This is a genomic window from Methylobacterium sp. Leaf118 (assembly GCF_920984675.1).
In the GTDB taxonomy this organism is placed as follows: Bacteria; Pseudomonadota; Alphaproteobacteria; order Rhizobiales; family Beijerinckiaceae; genus Methylobacterium.
Map to the genome: position 1 here is coordinate 1 of NZ_CAKLBV010000064.1, position 25838 is coordinate 25838.

A 25838-nucleotide genomic window follows, 5' to 3' on the forward strand; every position below is an offset into this window, starting at 1 on the left:
CCGAGGTGGCCAAGGTGCTCAGCGTCGTCTCGACCATCGCGGCCCCCGTGGGATCCGCCGCCTCCATCTACCGCATCTCCCAGTAGCGCGGGCGCCCGCCATGCCGCCCCTCCCCGCCGAGGGCACCGTTCTCGCGGTCCTCGGGCTTGCCCGCGAGGCCCGCATCGCCGCCGACCCGGCGGTCGAGGTGATCCTGTCCGGCGGTAATCCGGACCGGCTGCGGGCGCTGCTCGCGGCACGGCCCTTGGGTGGGCTGCGGGCGGTGGTGAGCTTCGGCATCGCGGGCGGGCTCGATCCGGCCCTGCGTCCGGGCGACCTCGTCGTGGCCCGGGCCGTTCTCGCGGAGGGTGAGGCCGGACCGGTCCGGTTCGCGGCCTGCGACCGCATCGCGGCGGGCTTGTGCGCGCGTCTCGCGCCGCTCGGGGCGCGGGTGGTGTCCGGCGATCTCGCCGGCGTCGAATCCGCGGTGATGACGCCCGGCGACAAGGCGACCCTGCGGGCGCGGACCGGGGCCGTGGCGGTCGATATGGAATCGCAGGTCGCCGCGGCTTACGCGGCGGATCACGGTTTGCCCTTCGCGGCCCTGCGGGTCGTGTGCGATCCCGCGGATCGGGCCCTGCCGGCCTTTGCGGCCAACGCCCTCAAACCCAACGGCGATCCCGACGTGCCCGCGGTGCTCGCCGCACTCCTGCGGCGCGAGGCCGGGATCGGCGCGCTGATCCGCCTCGCCCGCGATTCGGGCGAGGCGTTCCGGAGTTTAGGCCGCGCTCGCGCGCTTCTGGGTCTCGCGCTTGGTGTCGACGCCTGAGGCTTTGATCTCGGACAGCTTCTGGGCGACGTTGCGGGAGAACACGAACTCGGCCGGGCGCTGACCCTCGAGGCTGATCTCCGGCGCCATGTCGCCCTCGGTCCGGATGCCGCGGATCGCGTGCACCAGCGGCTTCCAGGGCTTGCGGACGGAATCGACCACCGAGGACGCCTCGTAGCCCGAATGGACCATGCAGTCGGCGCACTTCTCGTAATTGCCGGTGCCGTAGGCGTCCCAGTCGGTCTCTTCCATGAGTTCCTTGAAGGTCGCCGCGTAGCCCTCGCCGAGGAGGTAGCAGGGCTTCTGCCAGCCGAACACCGTGCGCGTCGGGTTGCCCCAGGGCGTGCAGTGGTAGGTCTGGTTGCCGGCCAGGAAGTCGAGGAACAGGCCCGATTGCTGGAAGGTCCACTTCTCGCGGCCCTTCTCCTTGCCGTGGCGGAACACACCGCGGAACAGATCCTTGGTCGCCTTGCGGTTCAGGAAGTGCTGCTGGTCCGGCGCCCGCTCGTAGGCGTATCCGGGCGAGACGGTGATGCCGTCGATGCCCATGCGGGTCACCGAATCGAAGAAGTCGGCGATCTTGTCGGAGGACGAGTTGTTGAAGAAGGTGCAGTTGATGGTGACCCGGAAGCCCATCTCCTTGGCCTTCGCGATCGCCGCCACGGCCTTGTCGTAGACGCCGCGCTGGCAGACCGACTGGTCGTGCATCTCCTTGTCGCCGTCCAGGTGGATCGACCACGTGAAATACGGCGAAGGCTTATAATCCTTGATCTTTTTCTCAAGAAGCAACGCGTTCGTGCAGACGATCGCGAACTTCTTCTGCGCGATGATCCCCTGGACGATCTGCGGCAGATCCTTGTGGAGAAGCGGCTCGCCACCCGCGATCACCACCACGGGAGCGCCGCACTCGCGCACGGATTCGAGCGCCTCGTCCACGGGCAGGCGCTTGTTCAGGATCTCGTCGGGGTAGTCGATCTTTCCGCAGCCGGCGCAAGCGAGATTGCAGCGGAACAGCGGCTCCATCATCATGACGAGCGGGTAGCGCTTCCGCCCCGTGAGGTGCTGCTTGAGGATGTAGCCGCCGATCTTCGCGACATACCGTATGGGGATTCCCAAGAGATGGCTCCTTGTGTTCTAGCCCCAGACTTCGTCGGGTTGCTTAGCGAAAGAAGGACAGGAATTCCAGCGAGCTAGGCCGGAACCGTTCTGATTCGAAGCCGCTGGCTGCGCAAAAAACCGGAGTGTGGCCCGCCGGTTTCCCCCGGGATCCCGCGGATGCGAGAACGATGCCGATGCGCGCCGACGCCGGAGAAGGAGGGGCTGCTGTTTTCCCGCTTCTGCGGCGGATGTTTGACTGCTTGGCCGTAGCAGAGGTCTCCGTCATCCCGCCGCTCGATTGCGGTGCGATACCGCACCGCCCGCTCGGGACCGGGTGTCGGACGGGATGAATCTGTCGACGCGTTGCATTCCGGACGCCGGACCAGTAGGTAGCGCCGCGATGGTGCGGGAGTCCGGCGGCACGCTGCCGACGGTCCGATCTGCGCCGCCCGGGCTCGCCCGGGCCGTCACCCCGGGGTCGCCCCGGGGTCCATGGGGACCGGTGCCGAGCGCCGCCTGCCGAGGACGCTGCGGCTCACGCCGTGCGGGAGGAGACGGGTCTCGTCCCTCGCGACCGTTCCGGCGGCGGGGACGAACCGGATCAAGAGCGAGGCAGGGCTTTACGTGATCGAACGTCTCGTCGCGTTTTCCGTCAGGCGCCGCTGGCTGGTACTGGTGGCCGCGGCGGTTCTCACGGTCGCCGGGGTCGCCGCCGCCGCGCATCTGTTCCGCATCAACACCGATGTCGAGCGGCTGATCGATCCGAGCGTCTCCTGGCGGCAGGATGAGATCGCCTTCGAGAAGGCGTTCCCGCAGCGCACGAATCTCGTGGTCGCGGTGATCGACGGGCAGACGCCCGAGATCGCCGAGGAGGCGGCCGCCCGTTTCGCCGACACCCTCAAGTCCCACCGTTCCGAGATCGAGACCGTCTATCGTCCCGACGGTGGCCCCTTCTTCGACAGGAACGGCCTCCTGCTGATGTCGCAGGAGGAGCTGGAGAAGACGACCGAGCGCCTCGTCCAGCAGCAGGGCCTGCTCGGGCCGCTCGCCGCGGACCCGTCGCTGCGCGGCGTCATGCGGGTGCTGACCCTCGGCGTGAAGGGCGTGAAGAGCGGCGATGCCAAGCTCGAGGAACTGGCCGAGCCGATGACGCAGATCGACGGCACCCTGCGCAAGGTCCTCGACGGACAGCGGGCGCGGATGTCGTGGCAGACGCTCCTCGCCGGCGGCAAGACCGAGGTCACGGACACGCGCAAGTTCGTGATGATCCAGCCGGTGCTCGACTACAACGCCCTGGAGCCGGGCCGCGAGGCGACGCGGCTGATCCGGAAGGTCGCCGCCGAGCAGAACATCGACGCCGAGCACGGCCTGCGCATGCGCCTGACCGGCCCGGTGGCGGTCGCCGACGACGAGTTCGCGACGCTCGCCGACGACGCCTTCCTCAATTACTCGCTGACCACCGGCGCCATCATCCTGTTCCTGTGGCTGGCGCTGCGCTCCGGCCCGCTGGTGATCGCGGTTCTGATCACGACCTTTTCGGGACTCGTCGTCACGGCGGCCCTCGGCCTCGCCATGGTCGGCGAGCTGAACCCGATCTCGGTGGCCTTCGCCGCGCTGTTCGTCGGCCTCGGCATCGATTTCGGCATCCAGTTCGCCGTGCGCTACCGGGCCGACCGCTACGAGACCGGTGCCGTCGCCCCGGCCCTGAGCGCCGCCGCCCGGGGGGTCGGCTGGTCCTTGACGCTGGCGGCGGTGTCGCTGCTCGCTGGCTTCTTCGCCTTCCTGCCCACCCAGTTCCGCGGCGTGTCCGAGCTCGGCCTGATCGCGGGCGTCGGCATGATCGTCGCCTACCTGTTCTCGCTCACCCTGCTGCCGGCCCTCATCGCGGTGTTCAACCCGCGCGGCGAGAAGCAGGCGGTCGAGACGACCTGGATGGCCGGCGTCGACCATTGGATCATCGAGCACCGCAAATGGGTGCTGATCGGCGTCGGGGCGATCACCGCGGCGGGCATTCCGCTCCTGGTGCACCTGCCCTTCGATTCCAACCCGATGCACCTGCGCAGCCCGAAGGTGGAGTCGATCGCGACCTATCTCGACCTCATCAAGGACCCGGCGACGAGCCCCAACACCATCGACGTCCTGGCCGCCGATGTCGACGGCGTGCCGGAGTTGTCCAAGCGACTGCTGGCGCTCGAGGCCGTGGCGCGCGTCCATTCCATCGACACCTTCGTGCCCCGGGATCAGGACGCGAAGCTCGCCACCATCCAGGAGACGGCCCAGCTGCTCGGGCCGGCGCTCAACCCGGGCCGCAAGCCGCCCCCGCCGACCGATGCCGACAACGTGAAGGCGCTCCGGGAGGCCTCCGCCGCCCTCAAGACGGTGGCGGGGGGCACCGAGGCGGGCGCCCAGTCCGCCGGCCGCCTCTCCGAGACCCTGGAGACGCTCGCCTCGGCTCCGGCCGAGAAGCGCGAGGCGGCGAGCGTGGCGCTCACCACCGACCTCAAGACCCTGCTGAGCCGCCTCGCCGGCCTGCTCGACCCGAAGCCCATCACCCTCGACAACCTGCCCAAGCCCCTCAAGGCCGAGTGGGTGACCGCCGACGGACGCGCCCGCATCGAGGTGCATCCCAAGGGCGATTCGAACAACGACGAGGTCCTGCGCCGCTTCGCCAAGGAGGTGCAGACGGTGGCGCCTCACGCCACCGGCGCGCCGGTGGCCACGACGGAGTCGAGCTACACGATCCTCGGGGCCTTCGTGCAGGCGGGCATCACCGCCCTCGTCCTGATCTTCATCATCCTCTCGGTGGCCCTGCGCAAACCCTGGGACGTGGCGATGACCCTCGGACCGCTGGTGATCGCGACCCTGTGGACACTGATGACGCTCCGGATCATCGGCATGCCGCTGAACTTCGCCAACATCATCGCCCTGCCGCTGATGCTCGCGGTGGGCGTGGCCTTCCACATCTACTACGTGATCGCGTGGCGGGCCGGCGTCGTCGACATGCTGGCCTCGAGCCTGACCCGGGCGATCTTCTTCTCGGCGCTGACGACCGGCACGGCCTTCGGGTCGCTGATGCTCTCGAGCCATCCGGGCACGGCGAGCATGGGCGAGTTGCTCGCCCTGTCGCTGTTCTTCACGCTGATCGCCGCCTTCTTCGTGGTGCCGGCCTTCCTGGGCCCGCCCCCGGTTCAGCCCGGCAAGGACCGCCCGGACGGCGAGCCGACGGCCCGGCCCCCGGGCACCGTCACCCGCGAAACGGCGGCGGTGAAGTAGGCCCACACGGCACGATGTCCCGAGGGCCCGTTCGGCCTTCGGGACATCGCCCACCGTCCCGGTCGGTCAGGGGCAGCGGCCCGGATCCGGCATCCCGGACGCTTCGTTACGAGGCGGTCTTGGCCGGGCCCGCGTCCGGAAGCGGCGCGTTCGCCGCCCTCCCCTCGGCACCCGAGGGCGCGCTGCCCGTGGGAGCTTGGCCCGTTTGCCCCGGCGCGCCGGTCCTGGCCTGATCCTGTCGCTCAGGCGCCGACTTCGGCGGGATGGCCCGCTGCGCCGTCGCTGCACCCATCTCGGGCACCAGGGCAATGTCGGAGACGTCGAAGCGCATCCGATCCTCAGCCTGTTTCAGGGCGAGGTTGGCCTCGTAATATCGGCCCTGTTCGATCAGGCCGGCCGCGCGCTGGACGTCCGTGCTCGTCTGCGCCAGGGGTAGGACCGCGACGGTCGCGTTCACGTCGAGACCGGCGAGCCGCAGCGTTTCGGCGGCGCCCTTCCGGTCGCCGGATTGCAGGCTGTGGTTCGCCTCGGCGAGGGCCGCGTTCGTCTTCGGCGTCGGCACGAAATCCTCGCCCAGGGTCAGCTGGCCGTCGACGGGAAGCCATGCCACCGCCTTCGCGGGCTCCGCCCTGTGCGCGGTGCGGGCGCCCGTCAGAGGCGTCAAGGCGGCCTCGTCCTTCATGTAGACGCTGTGGTCGCCTGACGCCCGGGCCAGGGCGGTCCGGGCGCGCTCGATCAGCGCTTTCGCCCGGGCCGGGTCCCCCTCGAACAGGGCGAACCGGGCGCCGCTCATGTCGCGGAAGGCCGCGGCGCCGTCGGCGGAGAGCGTGAGCACATCCCGGTCCACCGCCTTCTGCGCCGGACTGTCGGTGAGGCTCCCGACCATGGCCGACGGTGTCGCGACCTGCTCCGCGGCATAGGCCGCGCCGCCGAGGGCGGTGGTGGCGACGAGGATGCTGACGAGGAGGGAATGACGTTTCATGACCGGATCTCCTGATGAGAGCCCATCCGGCTTCGGCGGTCGAAGGATGTGATCGTCGGCCTTGGCTCTGCGGGAAAAACGACCGGCCATCGGCGATGTTGCGTTACATTTCAGTCATGTGTTGGCCATGACAAGGATAGCCTCGACGCGGCGCCGGAGCGTCGGTCTTCGGCCGGTCCTCTGGGCCGCATTGCTGTCTTGAGATCAGATCAGGAAATCCGAAAAGCCGCCGGTCGCCGCCCCGCTCCGCGCGACCGCCTCCCGAGCGTCCGGCGCCACGAGCGCGTCGCGCTCGGCGGCGTATCGGTAGCCCGGCGCCTCGCCCGGGAAGCCGCCCGCGGTGGCCGGATGGGTGTAGAGTTCGGTCAGACCGTCCGGCAGCTGGCGCAGAAGGCTCGTCACCCGCTCGGGCGTCATCGCGCCGGACCAGGCGAGGCCCAGGGTCCGGTCGGGAATCAGCAGCCCCGCCTGCCGGGCCCGCACCGCGAGGAGGCCCGCCCAGGGGGCGATGTCGAGGGCGGGGCGGGGCCGCGCGCCCGCCTCGGCCCGGCGCAGGAGGTCGCGCGGCTCGCGGGGCACGCGCAGGGCCCGCATGCCGTAGCGGGCGCCCAGGGTGAGAACCGCGCCCGCGATCAGCGGGTGGACGTGGAAATGCTTGTGGGCGTTGACGTGGTCCAGCGGCAGGCCGGTGGCCCGATAGGCCTCGAACTGCGCCGTGATCTCGGCGGCGAGCTGCCGCCGCGCGGCCGACCGGGCGGCGAGATCGAAGCCGAGGCGGCCCATATCGGCCCGCAACAGCCCGCGGGCATCGGTGAGGTCGGGCAGCTGGGCCGCCGGAAGGGTCGGCCACGCCTCGACCAGAACGAGATGGAGCCCGACCCGCAGGGAGGGCATGGCCTTGGCCCGCTCGACGGCGTCGGCGGCGGCGGGGGCCGAGACCATGAGGCTGGCGGCGGTCAGGATGCCGTCGCGATGCGCCTGCTCGACGGCCTCGTTGACCGCGCGGCTCAGGCCGAAATCGTCGGCGGTGACGACCAAGCGCTTCAAGCAATGTCCCCTGTCTCGGGTGTCGCGAGGGCGAGCCCGCGCGGGTCCAGGGCCGCGCCCCGGAAACGCGAAAGGCCGGGCGTCCGGCCCGGCCTCTCGTTTCGGTGATGCCGTCGCGTCGCGTTACGCGGCGGCCTTGCGGTCCCGCAGGAAGTGCCAGAACTCGACGCCCTCGCGCAGACGGCGCTTCATCATGTCGGGCGAGCGGACCATCTCGTTGACGATCGAGGCGATCTTCGGGGCGCGGAAGTAGAACTTCCGGTAGAATTCCTCGACCGCAGCGAAGATCTCACCGTGCGACAGGTGCGGATAGTGGAGCGGGGCGATCTGCACGCCGTTCTCGTCGACCAGTTCGGCGTTCTCGACGTCGAGCCAGCCGTTCTCCACCGCCTGCTTGTAGAGGAAGGTGCCCGGATAGGGCGCGGCCAGCGAGACCTGGATCGTGTGCGGGTTGATGCGCTTGGCGAAGGCGATCGTCTCCTGGATCGTCTCCTTGGTCTCGCCGGGCAGGCCGACGATGAAGGTGCCGTGGATGGCGATGCCGAGCTCGTGGCAGTCCTGGGTGAACTTCTCGGCGACTTCGACGCGCATGCCCTTCTTGATGTTGTTCAGGATCTTCTGGTTGCCGGACTCGTAGCCGACCAGCAGCAGGCGCAGGCCGTTCTCCTTGAGAACCTTCAAGGTCTCACGGGGCACGTTGGCCTTGGCGTTGCACGACCAGGTCACGCCGAGCTTGCCGAGTTCCCGGGCGATCTCTTCCGCGCGCGGAAGGTTATCGGTGAAGGTGTCGTCGTCGAAGAAGAATTCCTTGGTCTGCGGGAATTCCTTGAGGCAGTACTTGATCTCTTCGATGACGTGGGCCACCGAGCGCGTCCGATAAGTGTGGCCGCCGACGGTCTGCGGCCACAGGCAGAAGGTGCAGCGGCTCTTGCAGCCACGGCCGGAATAGAACGAGATGTAGGGGTGCTTCAGGTAGCCGATGAAGTACTTCTCCATCACGAGGTCGCGCTTGTAGACGCTCGTGACGAACGGCAACTGATCCATGTCCGTCATGATCTCGCGGTCCTCGTTGTGGACCACGACGCCGTTGGCGTCACGATAGGACAGACCCTTGATCTCCGCCATCGGAACGCCGTCGGCGACTTCCTTGACGGTGAAGTCGAACTCGTTGCGGGCGCAGAAATCGATGCAGGGGGCCTGGGCCATGGCGCCAGCGGCATCCACCGCGACCTTGGCGCCGATCAGACCGGCGATCAGGCGCGGGTTGGCGGCCTTCAGGGCCTCGACGGTCTTCACGTCCGACTTGAAGGACGGGACCGAGGTGTGGAGCACGACGAGGTCGAAGTCGTTGGCCTGGGCCACGATCTCGTCGAGCTTGATGTTGTGCGGGGGCGCGTCGATCAGCTTCGAGTTCGGCACCAGGGCGGCCGGCTGGGCCAGCCAGGTCGGGTACCAGAACGACTTGATCTCGCGCTTGGCCTGATAACGGGAGCCTGCGCCGCCGTCGAAGCCATCGAAGGTGGGGGCCTGCAGGAAAAGCGTGCGCATGGGGTTCAAGGCCTCAAGGCTCGGACGATTGAGCAGTCAAACAGTGAAGGATTCGAAGCTTAGACCGACGTCGCGCGCGACTCGCGACCGAGGCCGTGCTCCGGGATCAACGTACCGTCCGCAACCACACGGTAATCGTGACCTTTCCATGTCACCGCACCCGAGACGAAGCTCCAGGTGAAGTTGATGAAGGACAGCATGTCGCGAATCGGCAACAGCCAGTAGGCGTGCGGGGGCAACCCGAAGGCGCGCTCGATGCGCAGGCACAGGAGGATGCGGCAGGCGAGCGCCAGGGCGGCGACGGCCAGCGCGCCCGTGCCGGCGCCCGGCAGCAACGCGGCGATCAGCGCCAGCGGAAAGGCATGGGTGACGAAGGAGCCGGCATAGCCCTTCGGATCGACGTTGCGGATGGTGCGGTTCCAGCGCAGCTCGTGCCGCCACAGGCCGGACAGCTCGGTGTCGACGCAGGCATGGCCGATCGTGAAGCTCGGAATCGCGACCCGGCCGCCGTCCCGGCGCAGGGCCTCGCCGATCATGTAATCGTCGGCGAGGTCGTCCTTGAAGGCGCGGAAGCCCCCGATCCGCTCCAGCGACGCGCGGGTCATCGCGATGGTCGAGCCGAAGCAGGGATTGGCGAGCCCGAAGCTCGTGCCGACGAGGACGTTGGGCACGAATTGCACGTCGATGGCGAGGGCCGAGAGCTGGGCGCACAGGCCCCGCTCGGCCGGCACCCCGTGATAGAGGCAGGTCACGCCCGTCACGCCCGGCCGGGACAGCTCGGCGACGATCCGCTCGAGGTAGTCGGGCCGCACGGACATGTCGCTGTCGGCCAGCACCACCGTCTCGTGGGCGATCAGCGCGGACATGTTGATGAGGTTCGAGACCTTGCGGTTCGAGCCGTGCTGGCTCGCATCGATCACGAGGTCGATCCGCGAGGACGGATGGGCTGCCTGGAGCCGGTGCACCACCGCGATCGCCGCGTCCGCGGCGCTCTGGACACCGAACACGATCTGGACCGGGCCGGCGTAATCCTGGCGGCAGAAACTCTCCAGGTTCTCGTAGAGGTCGGGCTCGGGCCCGCAGAGGGGCTTGAGGATCGTCACGCTGGGGCGGGTGGCCTCCCCCGGGAGGCTCGGCGCGGCCCGGCCGACGAAACGGCCGACGAGGACGGCCGCGAGCAGGGCGTAGAGGCAGCCCGCCAGGGCGGCCAGGAGGAAGAGCGACGAGATCCAGGCCGTCATCTCGGTCAGGTCCATGGCGCTGCGTCGCTCTTATCGTTTGTTGGGGGCCGCCGGAGCGGTGCTTGGGGAGAGCCCGGAGGCTCGCTCGTCAGGGCGCCGCCTTGGCCAGCATGCCCTCGGTGCGCTCGCGCATGAACTTCTGCAGCCCCTCGGCCCCGCCCGCCTTGAGCGGCTCGGCGAAGCTGCCGCGCATGGCGGCGACCTCGCTGACATTGCCGTTGAGCAGCACGTCCTGCACCCGGTTGTTGGGGCCGAGGACGTAATCGACATCCGACTCGTCACCGCTCTTGTTGGTGACATGGGTGGACACGACGCGGTTGGGGCCCTTGGCCTCGCTCTGCGGCTTGATCTCGAACTTGCCGCCGGCGGCCTGCGAGAGGCGGTTGGCGTAGAGCGTGACGAAATACTTGCCGAAGGTCTCGGTCAGGGCGTCCTGCTGCTCGGGCTTGAAGGACTTCCACTTCGGGCCGACGGCGGTGCGGACCATGGCGGGGGTGTCGAAGGTCTCGGCGAGGGTGTCGCCGACGATGGCCAGACGCCCCTTGAGGTCGCCCGCGCCATTCTTCAGCGCCTCCTCGAACTTCCCGTAGAGCTTGGTGATCGGCGCCACGGCGGGATCCTCGGCGGCGCACGCGGCGCGCGGGGACCCGGCGAGGGCGAGCACCGCGGCGGCGGCGAGAAGGGTGCGGCGGTTCAGGCGCACTTCTTGAAAGCTCCAGGCTCGTTGTCGGGGGAGAGCACGGCGCTGCGGCCGGCGGGGAAGCCGTAGGCGGTGGCCATCGGCGCGGCAAGGGGGGCGCCAAGGGGTGCGCCAAGCGGGGCGGCCAGAGGAGCCGCCAAGGAGCCTGCAAGTGGGCCCGCGAGAGCATCGACCAGGGGGGCGGGCGCCGGAGCCGGTCGGGCGCGGCGGCCGAGCCGGGCGCGAATGGCGCCGAGGCCCGCGCTCACCGCATCGGTCTCGCCGGCCGGCGTGCGGCGCTCCATCAGGTGCCACAGGACCAGGCTCGGCAGGCCGACGGCGAGGTCGGCCACGCGCTTGACGAGGGACAGGGCGAGGGCCGCCTCGGCCGGGATGCCGAACAGGGCACAGAGCGCGATCAACCCGCCCTCCTGCGCGCCGATGGCGCCGGGGACCACGAAGGCGGCGCCGCGCACGGCCTGGGCGAGGCTCTCGATGACGAGCGCCTCGACGAAGGTGATGGGGTAGCCCATCGCGTTGAGGGCGATCCAGACTTCGAGGGTGCCGATGATCCAGCCGACGAGGTGGATCATCAGCGCGGCGCCGACCCGGGCACGGTTGCCGTAGAGGCGGCGCAGGTTGTCGTAGAGCACGTCGATGGCGCCGAGCGCCCGCCACTCGCGGGCGGCGGCGAAGCGCGAGAGCGCCCCCTCGATCAGCCGGTGCCCGCTGCCGCGCTGGATCACGTAGAAGGCGGCCAGCGCCGGGACCGCGAGGAGCACGCCGCCCGCGACCGTGCGCGCCACCGGCCCGTCGCCGGTGAAGTGGACGAGCAAGGCGAGCCCCGCCACCGTGAAGACGAGCTGGGTCAGCGCCTGGGTCATCAGGTCGACGAACATGCTGGCCCCGGCCATGCCGCCGGGGGTGCCGCGCCGCGTCAGCAGGCGGGCGCCGATCAGGTCGCCGCCGACCTGGGCCACGGGAAGAAGGGTATTGATGCCCTCGCGCACGAAGCGCAGCGAGATGCAGTCGCGCAGCGTCGGCCCCGCGCCGCGGGGGAAGACGACGTGCCAGCCGAAGCCGGCCCAGGCCACCGCGACGATGCGGGCGACCACGACGGCGAGCGCCCCCCAGCCCGCGCCGACCAGGGCCGTCGCCACGTCCGTCACGCCCGAGGACAGCAGCAGCGCCAGCGCCGTGCACAGTCCCGCGATCGACGCCAATGTTGTGATACGCTTCATCAGCCTCTTTCGACCTTCGCGATCTACCGTCGAGGGGGCTTGTGTTGTCGAAATCCCACCGCGACCGATCTTCGAAAGCGTGGCAGCAGCAGGAAGCGTCCCGGCAGGTTGCAGCTTTACTCTGCCCTGTCTATCACCCGATTGACACACCGGGGAGCAAAGCGGCGCCCGCGGTGGACGCGAGCGACGATTGTCGCCAGACGCCGCTTCTATGGAGCCGAGAATGGATCGCGAGCCGCAGATCACGGCGGAATCCGCCCTGATCGACGACCCGTCGACGCGGGGCCTCGAGGGCTATGAGGGGCGGGGCCGCGAGCCCGCTCCGCGCAGCCCGGTCATGGCCTGGAACGAGTGGGACCCGCTGGAGGAGGTGATCGTCGGTTCGCTCGACGGCGCCACGATCCCGACCCACCACCTGACCGTGATCTTCAACCTGCCGCGGGCGGCGCAGCCGTTCTACCGCTTCGCCTCCGGCTGGAAGTATCCGAAGTTCATGAAGAAGCTGGCCCAGCAGGAGCTGGACAACTTCATCAACATCCTGGCCGGTGAAGGCGTGAAGGTGCGCCGTCCCGACCCGGTCGACTTCTCGAAGAAGTTCAAGGCGCCGCGCTGGACCTCGCGCGGCTTCTGCGTCGCCTGCCCGCGCGACCCCTATCTCGTCATCGGCGACGAGATCATCGAGAGCCCGATGTGCTGGCGTTCGCGCTACTTCGAGGGCGACGCCTATCGTTCGCTCTTCAAGGAATATTTCCGCGCCGGGGCCCGGTGGACGTCCGCGCCGCGCCCGCAGCTCACCGACGACCTCTACAACTACGACTATCGGGTGCCGAACCTGAAGGCCGGCGAGCCGATGCAGTTCACGGTCAACGAGTTCGAGCCGGTCTTCGACGCCGCCGACTTCGTCCGCTGCGGCCGCGACCTGTTCGTGACCCGCTCCAACGTGACGAACCTGATGGGCATCGAGTGGCTGCGCCGCCATCTCGGCTCCGGCTTCCGCATCCACGAGATCGAGAGCCGCTGCCCGCAGCCGATGCATATCGATTCGTCGTTCATGCCGCTGGCACCGGGCAAGGTGCTGGTCAACCCCGACTATATCGACGTCGAGAAGCTGCCCGCGGTGCTCAAGAAGTGGGACGTGCTGATCGCCCCGCGCCCCGACCCCGTCGAGGGCTTCATGAGCAAGATCTCGATGTGCTCGCCCTGGACCTCGATCAACGTGCTCGCCATCGACGAGAAGAAGATCGTCGTCGACCAAAGCCAGCCGACCCTGATCAAGGCCCTCAAGGATTGGGGCTTCGATCCGATCCCGGCGCCGTTCCTGTCCTACGGCCCGTTCGGCGGCTCGTTCCACTGCGCCACGCTCGACGTGCGCCGCCGCGGCGTGCTGAAGTCGTATTTCTAGGATCGATCGCCGCCGGTCCTCGGCGGCGATCCGTGGACGGATCAGGGCGTGCTTCGGGGAACCGGAGCGCGCCCTTTTTCAAAGGGGCGGCCGATCGACCGGGGACGGCCGCGCGTCCCGCGCCGACCGCGGGGAGCGGGGCGTCACGGGACGCGAAAGGCTCCGGGGGGCTCAGTCTGCCGCGACGCGGACCGGCGTCCGGACGGCCCGGCGATAGGTCGAGCCGGCGAGGACGAGCGCCCCGCCATATTGCACGAAGCCGCCTTCCATGAGCCCGTCCGGCGCGATCTGCGCCTGGAGGGCGAGACGGGTCAGCGCGTTGAGGGCGACGACGGCGAGGCAGAAGATCGCGGAGGCGAACAGGGCGGCGACGAAATCGGGCATGGCGAAGCATCCGGTGGAAGCCGGCAAAGCTTAGCAATGATCATGCCGGATTAGCCGTGTCCGCCGCGCATCACCCGGCGGGCGGTCGCGTCGCCTGCATCGAGGGCCGCTCGCTGATGGTCGCGAACCATGCGGCAAGGTCCGGCGCGTCGTCGCGCCACGCGATGTCGGAGAAGCGCAGGTCGAGATAGCCGAGAGCGCAGGCCAGGGCCACCGTGCCGATATCGACCCGCTCGCCGAACCCTGCGGCCCGCTCCTCGAACCAGGCTAGGGCGCTCTCGATCTTGGCGGTCTGTCCCTCGATCCAGGCGGCCGAGCGCTCGGATTCAGCGCGTGCGGTGAGTTCGTAGCGGATCAGCAGAGCGGCATCGAGCAGGCCGTCGGCGGTCGATTGCTCGTTGAGCGCCCGCCAGCGCGCCGCGCCGTCCTTCGGGAACATCCCGCCGCCGGCGAGGGCGTCGAGGTATTCGCAGATCACCCGGCTGTCGGCGAGGCTGTTTCCTTCCGCGTCGATCAGCGTCGGCACCTGGGCCAGCGGGTGCTGCACCAGCACCGAGCGGTCGCGCTTCACCGGATGGACCGCGCTCGGCAGCAAGGCGATGTGCCCGGCCAGACCGAGCTCATGGGCGACGACCATGACCTTCCGGACGAAGGGAGAGGCGTGCGAATGGAACAGCTTCATCGGCACTCTGACGCGATCGGTTGAAGGACTTGAGAGATCGGTTCAACGCCGCGCGGCGGCGTCCGGCTTCGCCGGGGCGGCCGCCTTCGGCACCTCGACGCCGAGACGCTTGACCGGCCATCCGTCGCTCCAGCGCTGCATGTCGCTGAAGGCCGGGTTGGCCTTGAGGCTGGCGCCGTCCTTGCCGGTGAAGGCCGCCGCCGCCGCGAGGTCGAAGCTGCGCCAGTAGGCGAGGTAGTCGAGGCTGTCGGCACGGGCGTTGTTGATCTGGGCGACGAGCTGGGTCTGCTCGCCCGAGAGGGCCATGTCGGCCGACCACCGGAACGGCGGCGGCTTCTCGCCGGCGGGCTCCGGGGGCAGCTTGATGGCACCGCCGTCATAGGCCGCGTCGAGCCCGGCGGGCGAGGCGAGCGTGGCGGTGAGGGCCGGAAAGCCGTGATCGTCGGAGAGCGCGCGCACGAACAGCTTGCGCTCGGGCGGCACCGCGGTCGCGTCGCGCAGGATCTTGCGGGCGGCGGCATCGGCGGCGCGGGCGTCCCGGTCGCCGATCACGGTGACGAGGAGCGTCTTCGGATCGATCCCGCCGAGATCGCCCAACGGGATGCCGCGGGACTTGGCGTCCCGGGCGATGCCGCCGGGCATCACCGCGAAGACGAGCTTGGGCGCGGGCAGGCCCTGCTCCGCGGCCTCCGCCGCGATGTGGACGGCCAGCGGCGCGCCGGCGAGATGGCCGATCAGGGCGATCCGGCCGGTGTCCGGCTTGGCGTCCGCGTCCGCCGCGAGGTCGGCCAAAGCCGCCTTGACGAGGCGGGCGGCGATGGCTGGCGCGTCGGCGGGCCGGGTGCGGTTCACCTCCTGGAAGCGGGGGTGGAGCACCAGCCAATCGTTGCGGGCCAGGTGGTCGATCCAGGCGCCGTAGGCCTGAGGGTTGGGCGCGCCCCAGGCGTGCAGCACCACCGCGACAGGACGCCCGCCGCTGGGCGCCGGGCCGGCCTTGTGGAAGACGTAGGTGGCCGCGCTCGCCCGGCCGACCGCGCGCTTGACGATCGTGGCCGCCTTGTCGCCGACGCCGCCCGGGCCTTCGGCCGGTTGGGTGGGCGGCGTGGCGGCGCGCGCGGGCTCGGCGGCGGCGAGGGCGGCGATCACGCCCAAGACGGCGAGGCCGGGACCGGACTTCAGGCGCATCACTCTCTCGAACGGCACGATCGGGTCGGCCAGACGCGGCCGTGAGCGCCTCCCATAGCAGATTCTCGGGCGGAGGCGACGGCGGAGGGTCACGGCTCCTTCACCCGCCGGCATTCCGTCTTAAGGTAGCTCGTCTTGCCGACCTCGTCGCGCAGGTCCGTGCGGGCGATGATCTCCTGCCAGCCGCCGGTGCAGCCGAGTTCGTTCGCGACCCGGACCTTGCGCACCTCGCTCGCCCGCTCGTCGGTACAGGCCTCCTGCGGAACGGCGTTGGCGCAGACGAGGACGACGGCGATGAAGGCGCTCACGGAGGGCTCCGGGTTCTTCGCGTTGCGAGGCGCCCGATCGTCACGGGCCAGGGAACCTTACGCGCAGCCCCGCCCGAGGGTTTCATCACGGGCGCACCGCGCGCGCGGCGTCACCCGACCTCGGCGACGAGGTCGGCGCGAAAGGTCGTCCCCTCCACCGGATTCGCGATCCAGCGGGTGCGCCCGATCCGCCGATCGTGGCCGGCGTGAAAATGGCCCGAGACCCAGAGATCGGGCCGCTCCGCGTCTGCGAGATCGTCCAGCACGGTCGTGGCGTAGAAAGCCGGTACCCACCACGGCACGCCGGGCGCATCGCGAAACGCGTCCGCCGCGAGCGGGCTCGGCGGATGGTGCGTCACCGCCACCGTCGGGCCGGCATAGGGCTGGGCCAGCGCCTCGCGGAGGGCCGCCTTCTCCGCCGCATGCGCCGCCATGGCGTCGGCGGGCGACCAGGGGGACTGGTCGGCCCGGCGGATCGATCCGCGATATTCCCGCGATCCGGTGACCGGGTCGGTCATCCGCGCGGCGGCGTAGGCGACCGGGTCGGCCGGCCGGTCGGGCGCGTCCGCGTCGAGCCAGCGCCCCGCGAGCGACCAGTCGCTCCACAGGGTGGTGCCGACGAAGCGCACGCCGTCGATGACCGCCGCCTGCCCCCCCTGGAGTTGGCCCCCCTGGAGCAGGTGGATGCGGGCGCCTTCCCGGTTCCGCCGGGCGACCGCGCTGGCGAGCGCCGCGAGGAGCTCGGGCGCCGTGCGCCCGTCGCCGGCCGGTGCGTAATGCTCGTGGTTGCCCGGCACCAGCACGATCGGCCGGCCTCCGGCGAGCCCGATCAGGGCGTCGAGCCCCTTCTCGGGATGGCCCTCGTGCAGGTCGCCCGCGCAGACGAGCACGTCGAAGGGGTGGGACGGCGCCGGGATCGCCTCGGGCCGGCGCCGTTCGAGATGCAGGTCGGACAGGGGGAAGAGGCGCAGCACGAATCGATCCGTTCCCGGGAAGGGGGTCAGGCCTGCGCCTCGGCGGCCGCGGCCTGCCGTTCGCGGCGGGCGGCCTTGAGGATGTCGAAGGCCGAATCGGCGTTGAGCACGGCGATGCCGAGCGCCGCGACGAGATCGGGCCAGGGGGAGAGGGTCGCGGCGGTGGCGAGCCCGGCGACGATGATCGCGACGTTGGCGGCGACGTCGTTGCGGGCCGAGAGATAGGCGGCTCGGGTCAGGCTGCCATGGCCGTCGCGATGGCGCGCCAGCATCAGGGCGCAGGCGAGGTTGACCCCCAGCGCGCCGAGGCCCGTGAGCGTCAGCGGCACCGGGGCGGGGGCGGCGAAATCCGAGAACTTCTCGTAGGCCGCCCAGGCCGTCGCGAGCCCGGGGACGAGGATGATGCCGGCCATCAGCGTGCCGAGCCGGGCCCGGTTGCGCGCACTCCAGCCCAGGCCCGCGAGGATCAGCAGGTTGATCGCCGCATCCTCCATGAAGTCGAGGCTGTCGGCGATGAGCGCCACCGAGCCGATGGCGAGTGCCACCGTGATCTCGATCCCGAAATAGCCGAGGTTCAGCGCCGCCACGCGGGCGACGATCGGGCGCAGCGAAGGCGCGGACGAGGGCGCGAGGGGCGGCACGGGCGGCACGGGCGGTTTCCGTCGGGGCGATCCGCGCGTTGATTGCCCCGGGCCCCGCCTCCTGTCGAGAGGTTGATCGGGCGCGGGCGCAATCCGCCTTTCTGGCCCCTGGATTTGCGCCCGCGCCTGTGCAAGGCGAAAGCTTTGCCGCGTCTCGACGCGCGGCGCTCCGTATCCGGGGAGGCCTCAGGATGTTGCCCGAACTGCGCGTGCTCTACTTCGAGGACCTCGAAGTCGGCCTCACCGAGATCCTGCGCAAGGAGATCTCCTCCTCCGACGTGGTGGGCTTCGCCGAGATCACCGGCGACCGCAACCCGATCCATCTCTCCGAGCACTTCGCCGCCCGGACCCCGTTCGGCACCCGCATCGCCCACGGCCTCTACACGGCGGGGCTGATCTCGGCGGTGCTCGGCACCCGTCTGCCGGGCCCGGGCGCGGTCTACATCTCGCAGACCCTGAACTTCCGCGCGCCGGTGCGCATCGGCGACACCGTCGAGGTGAAGGTCGCGGTGGCCGAGCTGATCCCCGAGCGCCGCCGCGCCCGGCTGGCCTGCACCTGCTCCGTCGGCGACGAGATCGTCCTCGACGGCGAGGCCCTGGTGAAGGTGCCCAAGAAGGAGGAATCGGACCCCCTCGCCATGCGCATGGGCGGCGGGCGCCCGGCCTGAGGCCTTGCCCGAACCGGTCGCCCTCGACGATCCCGACGACCCGCGGCTTTCGGCCTACCGGGCCGTGCGCGAGCGCGACCTCGTGGGGCGGCAGGGCCGCTTCATCGCCGAGGGCGAGGTGACGCTGCGGATGCTGTTTTCGCCGCGCGCCCGCTTCGCCGTGGAATCGGTGCTGCTCGCCCCCGAGCGCTGCGCCGGCCTGTCCGATCTGTTCGCGACAGGGGGCGACCGCCCTCCGGTCTATTGTGCCGGCAAGGCGGTGATGAGTGCGGTGGCGGGTTTCCCGATCCATCGCGGCGTGCTCGCGGTGGGCCTGCGCGGCGCGGAGCCTGAACCCGGCGCGCTGATCCCGCCCGCCCCCGCCCCGGCCCTCGTCGTCGGCCTCGTCGGGCTGACCAACCACGACAATGTCGGCGGCCTTTTTCGGAACGCCGCCGCCTTCGGCGCCGACGCGGTGCTCCTCGACGCGACGACCTGCGATCCGCTCTACCGCAAGGCGATCCGCGTCTCGGCGGGGGCGGCGCTGATCGTGCCCTTTGCGCGAGTCGAGAGCGGGGCGGCGCTCCTGGCCCTGGCCGAGCGCCACGCTTTGACGCCCCTGGCCCTGACCCCGGGCGGGACCGAGACGCTCGAGGCCTCGGAGCCCCCTCCCCGCGCCCTGCTCCTGCTCGGCACTGAGGGGCCGGGCCTGCCCTCCGCGCTGATGGAGCGGGCCCGCCGCGTGCGCATCGCCATGGCGCCGGGCTTCGATTCCCTCAACGTCGCCACGGCGGGGGCGATCGCCCTGCATCACTTGGCCCAAGCGCGCGGGATCTGAGCCCTGTCGCCGGCCGGAGCCCCCGCCTGCCTGTGGACGGGCGCCCTCCGCGAGCGACCGATTCGGCGGCCGGCGTGTTAGAACCCCGCGCCGCCAGCGAGGAACCGGATGGGCTACGAGATCGACCTGGGACGGGCCGGCGACGGGCCGGGCACGCTGGACCTCACCGAACTGCTCGCCACCCGCCTCCTCGTCCAGGGCAATTCCGGCTCCGGCAAGTCGCATCTGCTGCGGCGCCTGCTGGAGCAGAGCGCCGGCCTCGTGCAGCAGGCGATCATCGATCCGGAGGGCGATTTCGTCACCCTGGCCGAGCGCTACGGCCACGTCGTGGTCGAGGCGGACGGCAACGAGGCGGAACTGCTCCGGATCGCGGCGCGCGTGCGCGAGCACCGGGTCTCCGTGGTGCTCTCCCTCGAAGGGCTCGACGCCGAGGACCAGATGCGGGCGGCCGCCGCCTTCCTCGGCGGCCTGTTCGAGGCCGACCGTTCGCTCTGGTACCCGATGCTCGTCGTCGTGGACGAGGCGCAGCTCTTCGCGCCGGCCGCCGCGGGCGAGGTTTCGGACGAGGCCCGCCGTCTGTCGCTCGGCGCCATGACCAACCTGATGTGCCGCGGGCGCAAGCGCGGCCTGGCCGGCATCATCGCGACGCAGCGGCTGGCCAAGCTCGCCAAGAACGTCGCCGCGGAGGCCTCGAACTTCCTGATGGGGCGCACGTTCCTCGACATCGACATGGCGCGGGCCGCCGACCTGCTCGGTCTCGACCGGCGCGGGGCCGAGGCGTTCCGCGACCTGAACCGGGGCCAGTTCGTCGGCCTCGGCCCGGCGATCGCCAAGCGCCCGCTCTCCATCACCATCGGCCCGACCCTGACCGAGAGCCGCAACGCCGCCCCGGCCCTGCTGCCGCTGCCCGAGATGGGCGAGGCCGCCCGCGCCCTGATCCTCACGGCCTCGCCCGAGGAGGAGGCGCGGGCCCTGCCCGCCCCCCGGCCGAAGCCGGTGCGCGCCCCCGGGCCCGACGTTCTGGTCCAGCTCGCGAGCTACCGCCCGCCCGTCCGCGAGGATTTCGCCGAGCCCGAGCCCCTCGATCCGGCCGAGCGCGAGGCCGCCCTGGGTGAGATCCTCGCCTCCGTGCTCGCGGATTCGGACGCGGCCGCCTGCACGCCCGCCACTCTCTACCAGGATTTCACCGTCCGCTGCCGCATCCGCCGCATCGGCGGCGAGGCCATGAGCCTGTCGGAGTTCAAGCGCCGCCTCGCGGTGGCCCGGGCCGGGGTGGGGGCCTCCACCGCCGAGGGGCCAGGCTGGGAGCGGGCGCAGGCGCTGGCCGCCGCCCTGCCCGAAGACCTCGCCGGGCTGTTCCTGCTCATTGCCCGCACGGCCCTCGAAGGCGCGCCCTGCCCTTCCGACGCCTCGCTGGCGGAGGCCTATGGCACCTCGTCGGCCGGCCGGGCCCGGCGGATGCTCGCCTATCTGGAAGAACGCGGCGCCATCGTGATGCGCCGGGACCTGCGCGGTGCGCCGATCATCGCCATTCCCGACCTCGACGCCGAGACCGGCCCGCAGATCGGGGCCGCCGCCGTGGTGCCCCTGCGGCGGCCCGGGCGAAGCTGACGCCGCCGGCCCCGCGGGACGGGCCGCCTGACCGGGCTCGGCGCCTCGCTTCCTTAAGCTTGGCGCCACGCGACAATCCGCGCCCCTTGCCGCAACGGAGCTTCCTGCCAAGATTGGCCCCAGTCGTGTCGTGGATTCGGGAGCCTGGGGGCGTTGCTACAGTCGCGGGAAGGTTTGCGTACGCTGTCCGGGCGCCGCGTGGTGGTCGTCGGAGCCGGCCCCGGGGGCCTGGCCACCGCCCTGCTCCTCGCCAAGGCCGGGCTCCACGTGACCGTGGTCGAGCGGGACGCCGCGGTGGGTGGGCGCACCAAGACGGTCGAGGCCCCGGGCGGCTACCGCTTCGACATCGGCCCCACGTTCTTTCTCTATCCGCAGATCCTCGCCGACATCTTCGAATCCTGCGGCGAGCGGCTGGAGGACCATGTCCGACTGGAGCGCCTTGATCCGCAATACAACCTCGTCTTCGAGGGCGAGAACGGCGTCTCGGGGCAGATCCGCGCCACCGGCGACGTGCCGCGCCTGAAGGCCGAGATCGCCCGCCTCGCGCCGGACGATGCCGAGAACGTGGAGAAATTCTTCTCCGAGAACCGGACCAAGCTCGATTATTTCAAGCCGGTCCTCGAGCAACCCTTCGACAACATCCTGTCGATGGCGAGCCCGGCGATGCTCGCCGCCCTCCCCCACCTGCATCCCGGCCGCAGCGTCGACCGGGACCTGCGGCGCTACTTCGCCGATCCGCGGGTGCGCCTCGCCTTCTCGTTCCAGACCAAATATCTCGGGATGAGCCCGTTCCGCTGCCCGAGCCTGTTCACGATCCTCTCGTTCCTCGAATACGAGCACGGGGTCTATCATCCGGTCGGCGGCTGCGGCGCCGTCTCGGAGGCGATGGCGGGGCTCGCCCGCCGCATGGGCGTCGACATCCGCCTCAACACCGCCGTCGAGCGGGTGCTCTACGAGGGCAAGCGCGCCTGCGGGGTGGTCGCCGGCGGGGAGACCCTGAAGGCCGACGCCGTGGTCGTGAACGGCGATTTCGCCAAGGCGATCCGCGAGATCGTGCCCGAGCGCCACCGCCCGCGCTGGCGCGACGCCAAGATCGCCAAGGCCCGGCTCTCCTGCTCGACCTTCATGCTGTATCTCGGCATCGAAGGGAAAATGCCCGAGAACCTCGGCCACCACACGATCCTGCTGTCCAAGGAATACGAGCGCAACATCAACGAGATCACCGGCGGCATCCTGCCGATGGAGCCGTCGATCTACGTCCAGCACGCGGGCTTCACAGACGGCGGCATGGCACCGCCCGGGCACACCGCCCTCTACGTTCTGGTGCCGGTGCCGAACCTGAAATCCGGCATCGACTGGGCGGAGGTCGGCCCCCGGTACCGCCAACTGGTGCTGGAGCGGCTGAAGCTCCTGGGGCTGTCCGACATCGAGAGCCGCATCCGCTACGAGCGCGTGGTCGATCCCCGCGACTGGCGCGACGAATTCGCCGTGCACGAGGGCGCGACCTTCAACCTCGCCCACGATCTCCTGCAGATGCTGTGGTTCCGCCCGCATAACCGGTTCGGGCCCGGGCTCTATCTCGTCGGCGGCGGCACCCATCCGGGCTCCGGCCTGCCGGTGATCTACGAGGGCGCGCGCATCTCCGCCCGCCTCCTCATCGAGGACCTCGCCCGCGAGAAGGCGCCCGCGATCCTGGCGGACCTGCCCACGACCACGCCGCTCGCGACCCAAAGCGAGCCCCATTGATGCGGGCCCTCGCGACAGTCCTCGCGCTCGCCGTGCTCGCGTCCGGCGCGGCCCGGGCCGCGAGCCTGGAAGTGACCGTGGAGGGCGCGGAGCCCGGCGCCGGCGCGATCTACGTGACGCTGTGCCGAGGCGGTCTCAGCGAATCCGCCTGCCAGATGGGGCAGGATGCCCCGGCCCAGGGCGGGGCCCAGCGCTTCGTCATCTCCGGGGTCTCCGCCGGAACCTGGGCGGTGGCGGCCTTCCAGGACCTCGACGGCGACCGGCGGCTCGGCCGCACCGAACTCGGCCTGCCGCTCGAGCCCTACGGCTTCTCCGGCGCGGTCGGGCGCCGGGCGCGCCCCGACTTCGCCGCCGCGAGCTTCACCCTGAGCGAGCCGGGGGCCTCCCTCCGGATCCGCCTCGCCCGCGCCCTGCCCCGGCGCTGAACGGGCCGTCATGAACCGGGCCGGACCCCCGCCCCTCGTCCAGGTCGAGGGGGCGAGCCTCGCCTTTCGCGGCCGGCCGGTCCTGCGCGGCGTCGATCTCGCCCTCGCCCCCGGCCAGGTGCTCGCCCTCCTCGGTCCGAACGGCGCGGGCAAATCCACCCTGATCCGCCTCCTGGCCGGACGCCTGCGGCCGGAGACCGGCCGGGTCCGCGTCGGCGGCGGCGATCCCCATGCCGAGCGCGCCGTGCGCGCCCGGATCGGCCTCGTCCCGCAGGAGATCGCGCTCTATCCCCGCCTGACGGTGGCCGAGAACCTCGACGTGTTCGCCCGGCTCGCCGGGCTGCCCCGCGCGGCGCGGTCCGGGGCGGTCGCCTCGGTGATCGGGCGCTGCGCCCTCGGCGAGGCGGCGGACCGCGTGGTCGGCACGCTGTCGGGCGGCACCCAGCGCCGAGCCAACATCGCCGCGAGCCTGCTCGCCGGTCCCGATCTGATCCTGCTCGACGAGCCGACCCAGGGCGTCGATCTCGACGCCCGGGCGGCCATCCACGCGGTGCTGGCCGCCCTGCGGGCGGCGGGCGCGGCGGTGATCGTCTGCACCCACGACTTCTCGGAAGCCGAGCGGCTCGCCGACCGGGTCGCCGTCCTGGCGGACGGCCAGATCCGCCGGGAGGGCGCGCTCGCCGATCTGATGCGCCCGCTGGCCGCGGCACCCCCCCAGCACGAGGCGGTGCTGGATGCGGGCGCCGACGCCCGCGCCGTCGCGGCGCTGACCCGGGCGGGCTTTTCCACCGCGGCCACGGCGGATCCGCGCTTGTGGCGGGCCGACCACGGCGCGGTGGGCGGGCTCGACGGGGCGGCCCTCCTCGCGCATCTGCGGGCCGGGGGCGTGCCGGTCGCCGAGATCCGCGTGCGCCGCCCCGGCCTCGAGACGCTCTACCGCGACGCCCTGAACGGCCCGAGCGCCGCGGAGGCCGCATGATCGCCGCGGCCTTGCGGGTGATGTGGCTGTCGCTCCTGCGCGACCGGGCCGCCCTCACCATGGCCTTCGTCCTGCCGACGGTGATCTTTTCGATTTTCGCCGCGATCTTCTCCGGGGCGATGGGCGACCGCATCCGCATCCATCTCGGCCTGACCGACCTCGCCGGCACGGCCACCACCCAGCGCCTCGTCACGGCGCTTGAAGCCGAGCCGTCCCTGCGGGTCGAGCGCCTGAAAGCGGGCGATGCCGAGGGCGCGGTCGCCGCGGTGCGGCGCGGCGAGGTCGACGTGGCGCTCGTCCTGCGGGGCGACCTCGCGGCGCAGACCGGCACGGCGCCGGCCGGCCAGCCCATCCTCCTGATCGAGAGCCCGGCCCGGGCGCTCGCGACCCCGATCGCCCTGGGGCAACTCCAGCGGGCCCTGAACGGAGCGCTGCCCGACGTCGTGCTCTCGCATATCGTCGCGGACGTGGAGCGCTCCGGCAAGATCGGCCCGGAGGAGCGTGCCTTCCTCTCGGAGGCCTTCGCCGAGCAGCGGGCGAAGAAGGAGCCCTTCGCCTTCACCGGCCTCGTCGAAACCCGCACCACGGCTTCGGGCCGCGGCAACGAGCGGGTGAGCTACTATGCGGGCGCCATCACCGCCGTGTTCCTGCTGTTTGCCGCGATGCAGGGCGCGCTGTCGCTCGTGGAGGAGCGCGAGGGCGGCCTGGCCGACCGCCTCGCCGCCGGACCCGGCGGGCTTCCGGTCATCGTGCTCGGGAAGTTCCTGTTCCTGCTGCTGCAGGGCGTGGTCCAGGCCGGGCTGATCTTCTCGGCGGCGGCGCTCCTGCACGGCGTCGACGTGACCGGCCACTGGGCCGGATGGCTCGTCACCTCCGCCCTCGTCTCCGCCATGGCCGCGGGCCTCGCGCTCGCCGCCTGCGCCCTCGCGGCGACCCGCCAGCAGGCGCATCTCGCCGCGACCTTCGGGGTGCTGCTGCTCTCCGCGGTCGGCGGCAGCATGGTGCCCCGCTTCCTCATGCCCCCCTGGCTGCAGCAGGCGGGCTGGTTCACGCCCAACGCCTGGGCGATCGAGGCCTATCAGAACGCGCTCGGCGAAGGGGCGCTCTCGGCCCTGCCGGCCTGGGGCGTGCTCGCCGCCCTGGCGCTGGCCGGGCTCGGCGCCGCCCTGGCGCTGGTGGGGCGCACGGGCTTCGGCCGCGGCTGACGGCGCCGCCCGCGATGCAGAATGAGGAAATGGCGTCCCCGGCAGGGCTCGAACCTGCGACCCCAGGTTTCGTGCCACTTCGGCTTTCGCCGCCGCGTTTCCGCGTTCGTGGCCTGGACTATCCCTTCACCGTGGGCCCGTGAGCCGTTAGGTGCCGCCCGTCTAGTCTCTACACCTTCCCGCGGCCGGGGGCCGGGGCTTGGCTCGGGATCGGCAGGGCGCCGCGCGGCGCCGTGAGCTTTCCCCGAATTTGAGCGGATCCGCCGCGCAGTTTCCCGGCGCGACGCCCAATTTGGAGTTTAGGAAACCTGTGCTCTGTCCAGCTGAGCTACGGAGACGTCGGCGCGACATCTAGCATCGATGCGCCACAGCGCCAACCTCCCGCATCCAGCCCCACCCCGGGCCGGCACACGGCGTCCGCCTGCTGTCGGAAGGCAGTTTCGAACTGTGGCCTCTCCGCCGCAGGCCCGAAGATTTGGTGAACCCCCCACCCGGGCCCCGATCGCGGCCATGTTCCGGTGTCATCCTGGCGCTTGACCGGACCTTCCTGCCGAGGGGCGCGACGTGACCCTGCCGCTGGCCGAATCCCTCGCCGATCCGTTTGCCGGCCCGTTCGGCCCCGCGACGCGTCCGCTCCGCAGGGCGGGCCGTCCGCCAGCGGCCCTGTGGCTGCTCGCCGCCGCCTGCGGCGTCTCCGCGGCCCCCTCGCTCGCCGCCGACGAAGCCTGCCGCCCGTCCGCCCCCCACGCGGACCGCCTGGCGGGCCTGGGGCCGCGCGGCGAGCTGATCCTCGCCTCCGGGCGTCGGGCGGTGCTGTCGGACCTGCGCTGGCCGGACGACCCGGCCGCGGACGAGGCCGCCCGGGCCCGGCTGCTGGGCTGGCGCGACGCGCCG

Annotated in this window: 23 protein-coding genes and 1 pseudogene; 11 read left to right on the plus strand and 13 right to left on the minus strand. The window is 71.2% G+C overall.

Annotated elements, in window-relative coordinates; genetic code table 11:
• Positions 1-100: 100 nt before the first annotated feature.
• The gene (locus LW587_RS19915) at positions 101-808 is read left to right on the plus strand and encodes a phosphorylase (protein WP_232631332.1); all 708 of its coding nucleotides are present in this window, start codon (positions 101-103) and stop codon (positions 806-808) included.
• Here the strand turns inward: LW587_RS19915 and hpnH are convergent.
• Positions 758-1924, minus strand: a complete 1167-nt coding sequence (gene hpnH / locus LW587_RS19920) for an adenosyl-hopene transferase HpnH (RefSeq protein ID WP_232631333.1) — start codon at positions 1922-1924, stop codon at positions 758-760. The genes LW587_RS19915 and hpnH overlap by 51 nt on opposite strands.
• A gap of 606 nt (positions 1925-2530) precedes the next feature.
• On the opposite strand from hpnH, the gene LW587_RS19925 reads away from it, so the two are divergent.
• Positions 2531-5179, plus strand: a complete 2649-nt coding sequence (locus tag LW587_RS19925; protein ID WP_232631334.1) for an MMPL family transporter — start codon at positions 2531-2533, stop codon at positions 5177-5179.
• Between the two features lie 106 nt (positions 5180-5285).
• On the opposite strand, the gene LW587_RS19930 is transcribed toward LW587_RS19925, so the two are convergent.
• The 6 genes from LW587_RS19930 to LW587_RS19955 all read right to left on the minus strand — a co-directional run bounded on the left by LW587_RS19930 (position 5286) and on the right by LW587_RS19955 (position 11917).
• Positions 5286-6161 (minus strand): YfdX family protein, encoded by an 876-nt coding sequence (locus LW587_RS19930; protein WP_232631335.1) that lies wholly within the window; start codon positions 6159-6161, stop codon positions 5286-5288.
• A 204-nt stretch (positions 6162-6365) separates the two neighbouring features.
• Complete coding sequence (hpnK, locus tag LW587_RS19935; RefSeq protein ID WP_232631336.1) at positions 6366-7208, minus strand: hopanoid biosynthesis-associated protein HpnK; 843 nt, start codon at positions 7206-7208, stop codon at positions 6366-6368.
• Between the two features lie 123 nt (positions 7209-7331).
• Positions 7332-8756 (minus strand): hopanoid biosynthesis associated radical SAM protein HpnJ, encoded by a 1425-nt coding sequence (gene hpnJ, locus LW587_RS19940; protein ID WP_232631337.1) that lies wholly within the window; start codon positions 8754-8756, stop codon positions 7332-7334.
• A gap of 59 nt (positions 8757-8815) precedes the next feature.
• Entirely contained in the window at positions 8816-10012 is a 1197-nt protein-coding gene (gene hpnI / locus LW587_RS19945; RefSeq protein ID WP_232631338.1) for a bacteriohopanetetrol glucosamine biosynthesis glycosyltransferase HpnI, read from the minus strand.
• Between the two features lie 73 nt (positions 10013-10085).
• The gene (locus LW587_RS19950; RefSeq protein WP_232631339.1) at positions 10086-10700 is read right to left on the minus strand and encodes an MlaC/ttg2D family ABC transporter substrate-binding protein; all 615 of its coding nucleotides are present in this window, start codon (positions 10698-10700) and stop codon (positions 10086-10088) included.
• Positions 10691-11917 (minus strand): HpnL family protein, encoded by a 1227-nt coding sequence (locus tag LW587_RS19955; RefSeq protein ID WP_232631340.1) that lies wholly within the window; start codon positions 11915-11917, stop codon positions 10691-10693. The genes LW587_RS19950 and LW587_RS19955 overlap by 10 nt, the downstream gene beginning before the upstream one ends.
• A gap of 223 nt (positions 11918-12140) precedes the next feature.
• On the opposite strand from LW587_RS19955, the gene LW587_RS19960 reads away from it, so the two are divergent.
• Complete coding sequence (locus LW587_RS19960) at positions 12141-13319, plus strand: amidinotransferase (protein ID WP_232631341.1); 1179 nt, start codon at positions 12141-12143, stop codon at positions 13317-13319.
• Positions 13320-13490: 171 nt separating this feature from the next.
• Here the strand turns inward: LW587_RS19960 and LW587_RS19965 are convergent, their stop codons facing one another.
• The 6 genes from LW587_RS19965 to LW587_RS19990 form a co-directional block, all read right to left on the minus strand.
• Entirely contained in the window at positions 13491-13703 is a 213-nt protein-coding gene (locus tag LW587_RS19965) for a hypothetical protein (protein ID WP_232631342.1), read from the minus strand.
• A 70-nt stretch (positions 13704-13773) separates the two neighbouring features.
• Entirely contained in the window at positions 13774-14385 is a 612-nt protein-coding gene (locus tag LW587_RS19970; protein ID WP_232631343.1) for a glutathione S-transferase, read from the minus strand.
• Between the two features lie 42 nt (positions 14386-14427).
• Positions 14428-15570, minus strand: a complete 1143-nt coding sequence (locus LW587_RS19975) for an alpha/beta hydrolase (RefSeq protein WP_232631344.1) — start codon at positions 15568-15570, stop codon at positions 14428-14430.
• A gap of 89 nt (positions 15571-15659) precedes the next feature.
• Positions 15660-15878, minus strand: a complete 219-nt coding sequence (locus tag LW587_RS19980) for a hypothetical protein (protein WP_232631345.1) — start codon at positions 15876-15878, stop codon at positions 15660-15662.
• A 110-nt stretch (positions 15879-15988) separates the two neighbouring features.
• Positions 15989-16852: a metallophosphoesterase gene (locus tag LW587_RS19985; RefSeq protein WP_232631346.1), complete on the minus strand. Its 864-nt coding sequence runs from the start codon at positions 16850-16852 to the stop codon at positions 15989-15991.
• 26 nt (positions 16853-16878) lie between these two features.
• Positions 16879-17493 carry a cation transporter gene (locus LW587_RS19990; protein WP_232631354.1) on the minus strand — a complete coding sequence of 205 codons (615 nt, stop codon included), beginning with the start codon at positions 17491-17493 and terminating at the stop codon, positions 16879-16881.
• A 191-nt stretch (positions 17494-17684) separates the two neighbouring features.
• Between LW587_RS19990 and croR the strand changes: the two genes are divergently transcribed.
• The 8 genes and pseudogenes from croR to LW587_RS20030 all read left to right on the plus strand — a co-directional run.
• Positions 17685-18161, plus strand: a complete 477-nt coding sequence (gene croR / locus LW587_RS19995; protein ID WP_232631347.1) for a 3-hydroxybutyryl-CoA dehydratase — start codon at positions 17685-17687, stop codon at positions 18159-18161.
• 4 nt (positions 18162-18165) lie between these two features.
• Positions 18166-18978: a TrmH family RNA methyltransferase gene (locus LW587_RS20000; RefSeq protein WP_232631348.1), complete on the plus strand. Its 813-nt coding sequence runs from the start codon at positions 18166-18168 to the stop codon at positions 18976-18978.
• 108 nt (positions 18979-19086) lie between these two features.
• Positions 19087-20589, plus strand: coding sequence for a helicase HerA domain-containing protein (locus tag LW587_RS20005; RefSeq protein WP_232631349.1), 1503 nt, complete (start codon positions 19087-19089; stop codon positions 20587-20589).
• Between the two features lie 153 nt (positions 20590-20742).
• Positions 20743-22335, plus strand: coding sequence for a phytoene desaturase family protein (gene crtI, locus LW587_RS20010; protein ID WP_232631350.1), 1593 nt, complete (start codon positions 20743-20745; stop codon positions 22333-22335).
• Positions 22335-22760, plus strand: a complete 426-nt coding sequence (locus LW587_RS20015) for a DUF2141 domain-containing protein (RefSeq protein WP_232631351.1) — start codon at positions 22335-22337, stop codon at positions 22758-22760. Before crtI ends, LW587_RS20015 begins: the two co-directional genes overlap by 1 nt.
• A gap of 10 nt (positions 22761-22770) precedes the next feature.
• Complete coding sequence (locus LW587_RS20020) at positions 22771-23739, plus strand: ABC transporter ATP-binding protein (protein ID WP_232631352.1); 969 nt, start codon at positions 22771-22773, stop codon at positions 23737-23739.
• Positions 23736-24944, plus strand: coding sequence for an ABC transporter permease (locus LW587_RS20025; protein WP_232631353.1), 1209 nt, complete (start codon positions 23736-23738; stop codon positions 24942-24944). Before LW587_RS20020 ends, LW587_RS20025 begins: the two co-directional genes overlap by 4 nt.
• A 564-nt stretch (positions 24945-25508) precedes the next feature.
• Positions 25509-25838 (plus strand): annotated as a pseudogene (locus LW587_RS20030) (hypothetical protein); the annotation flags it as partial.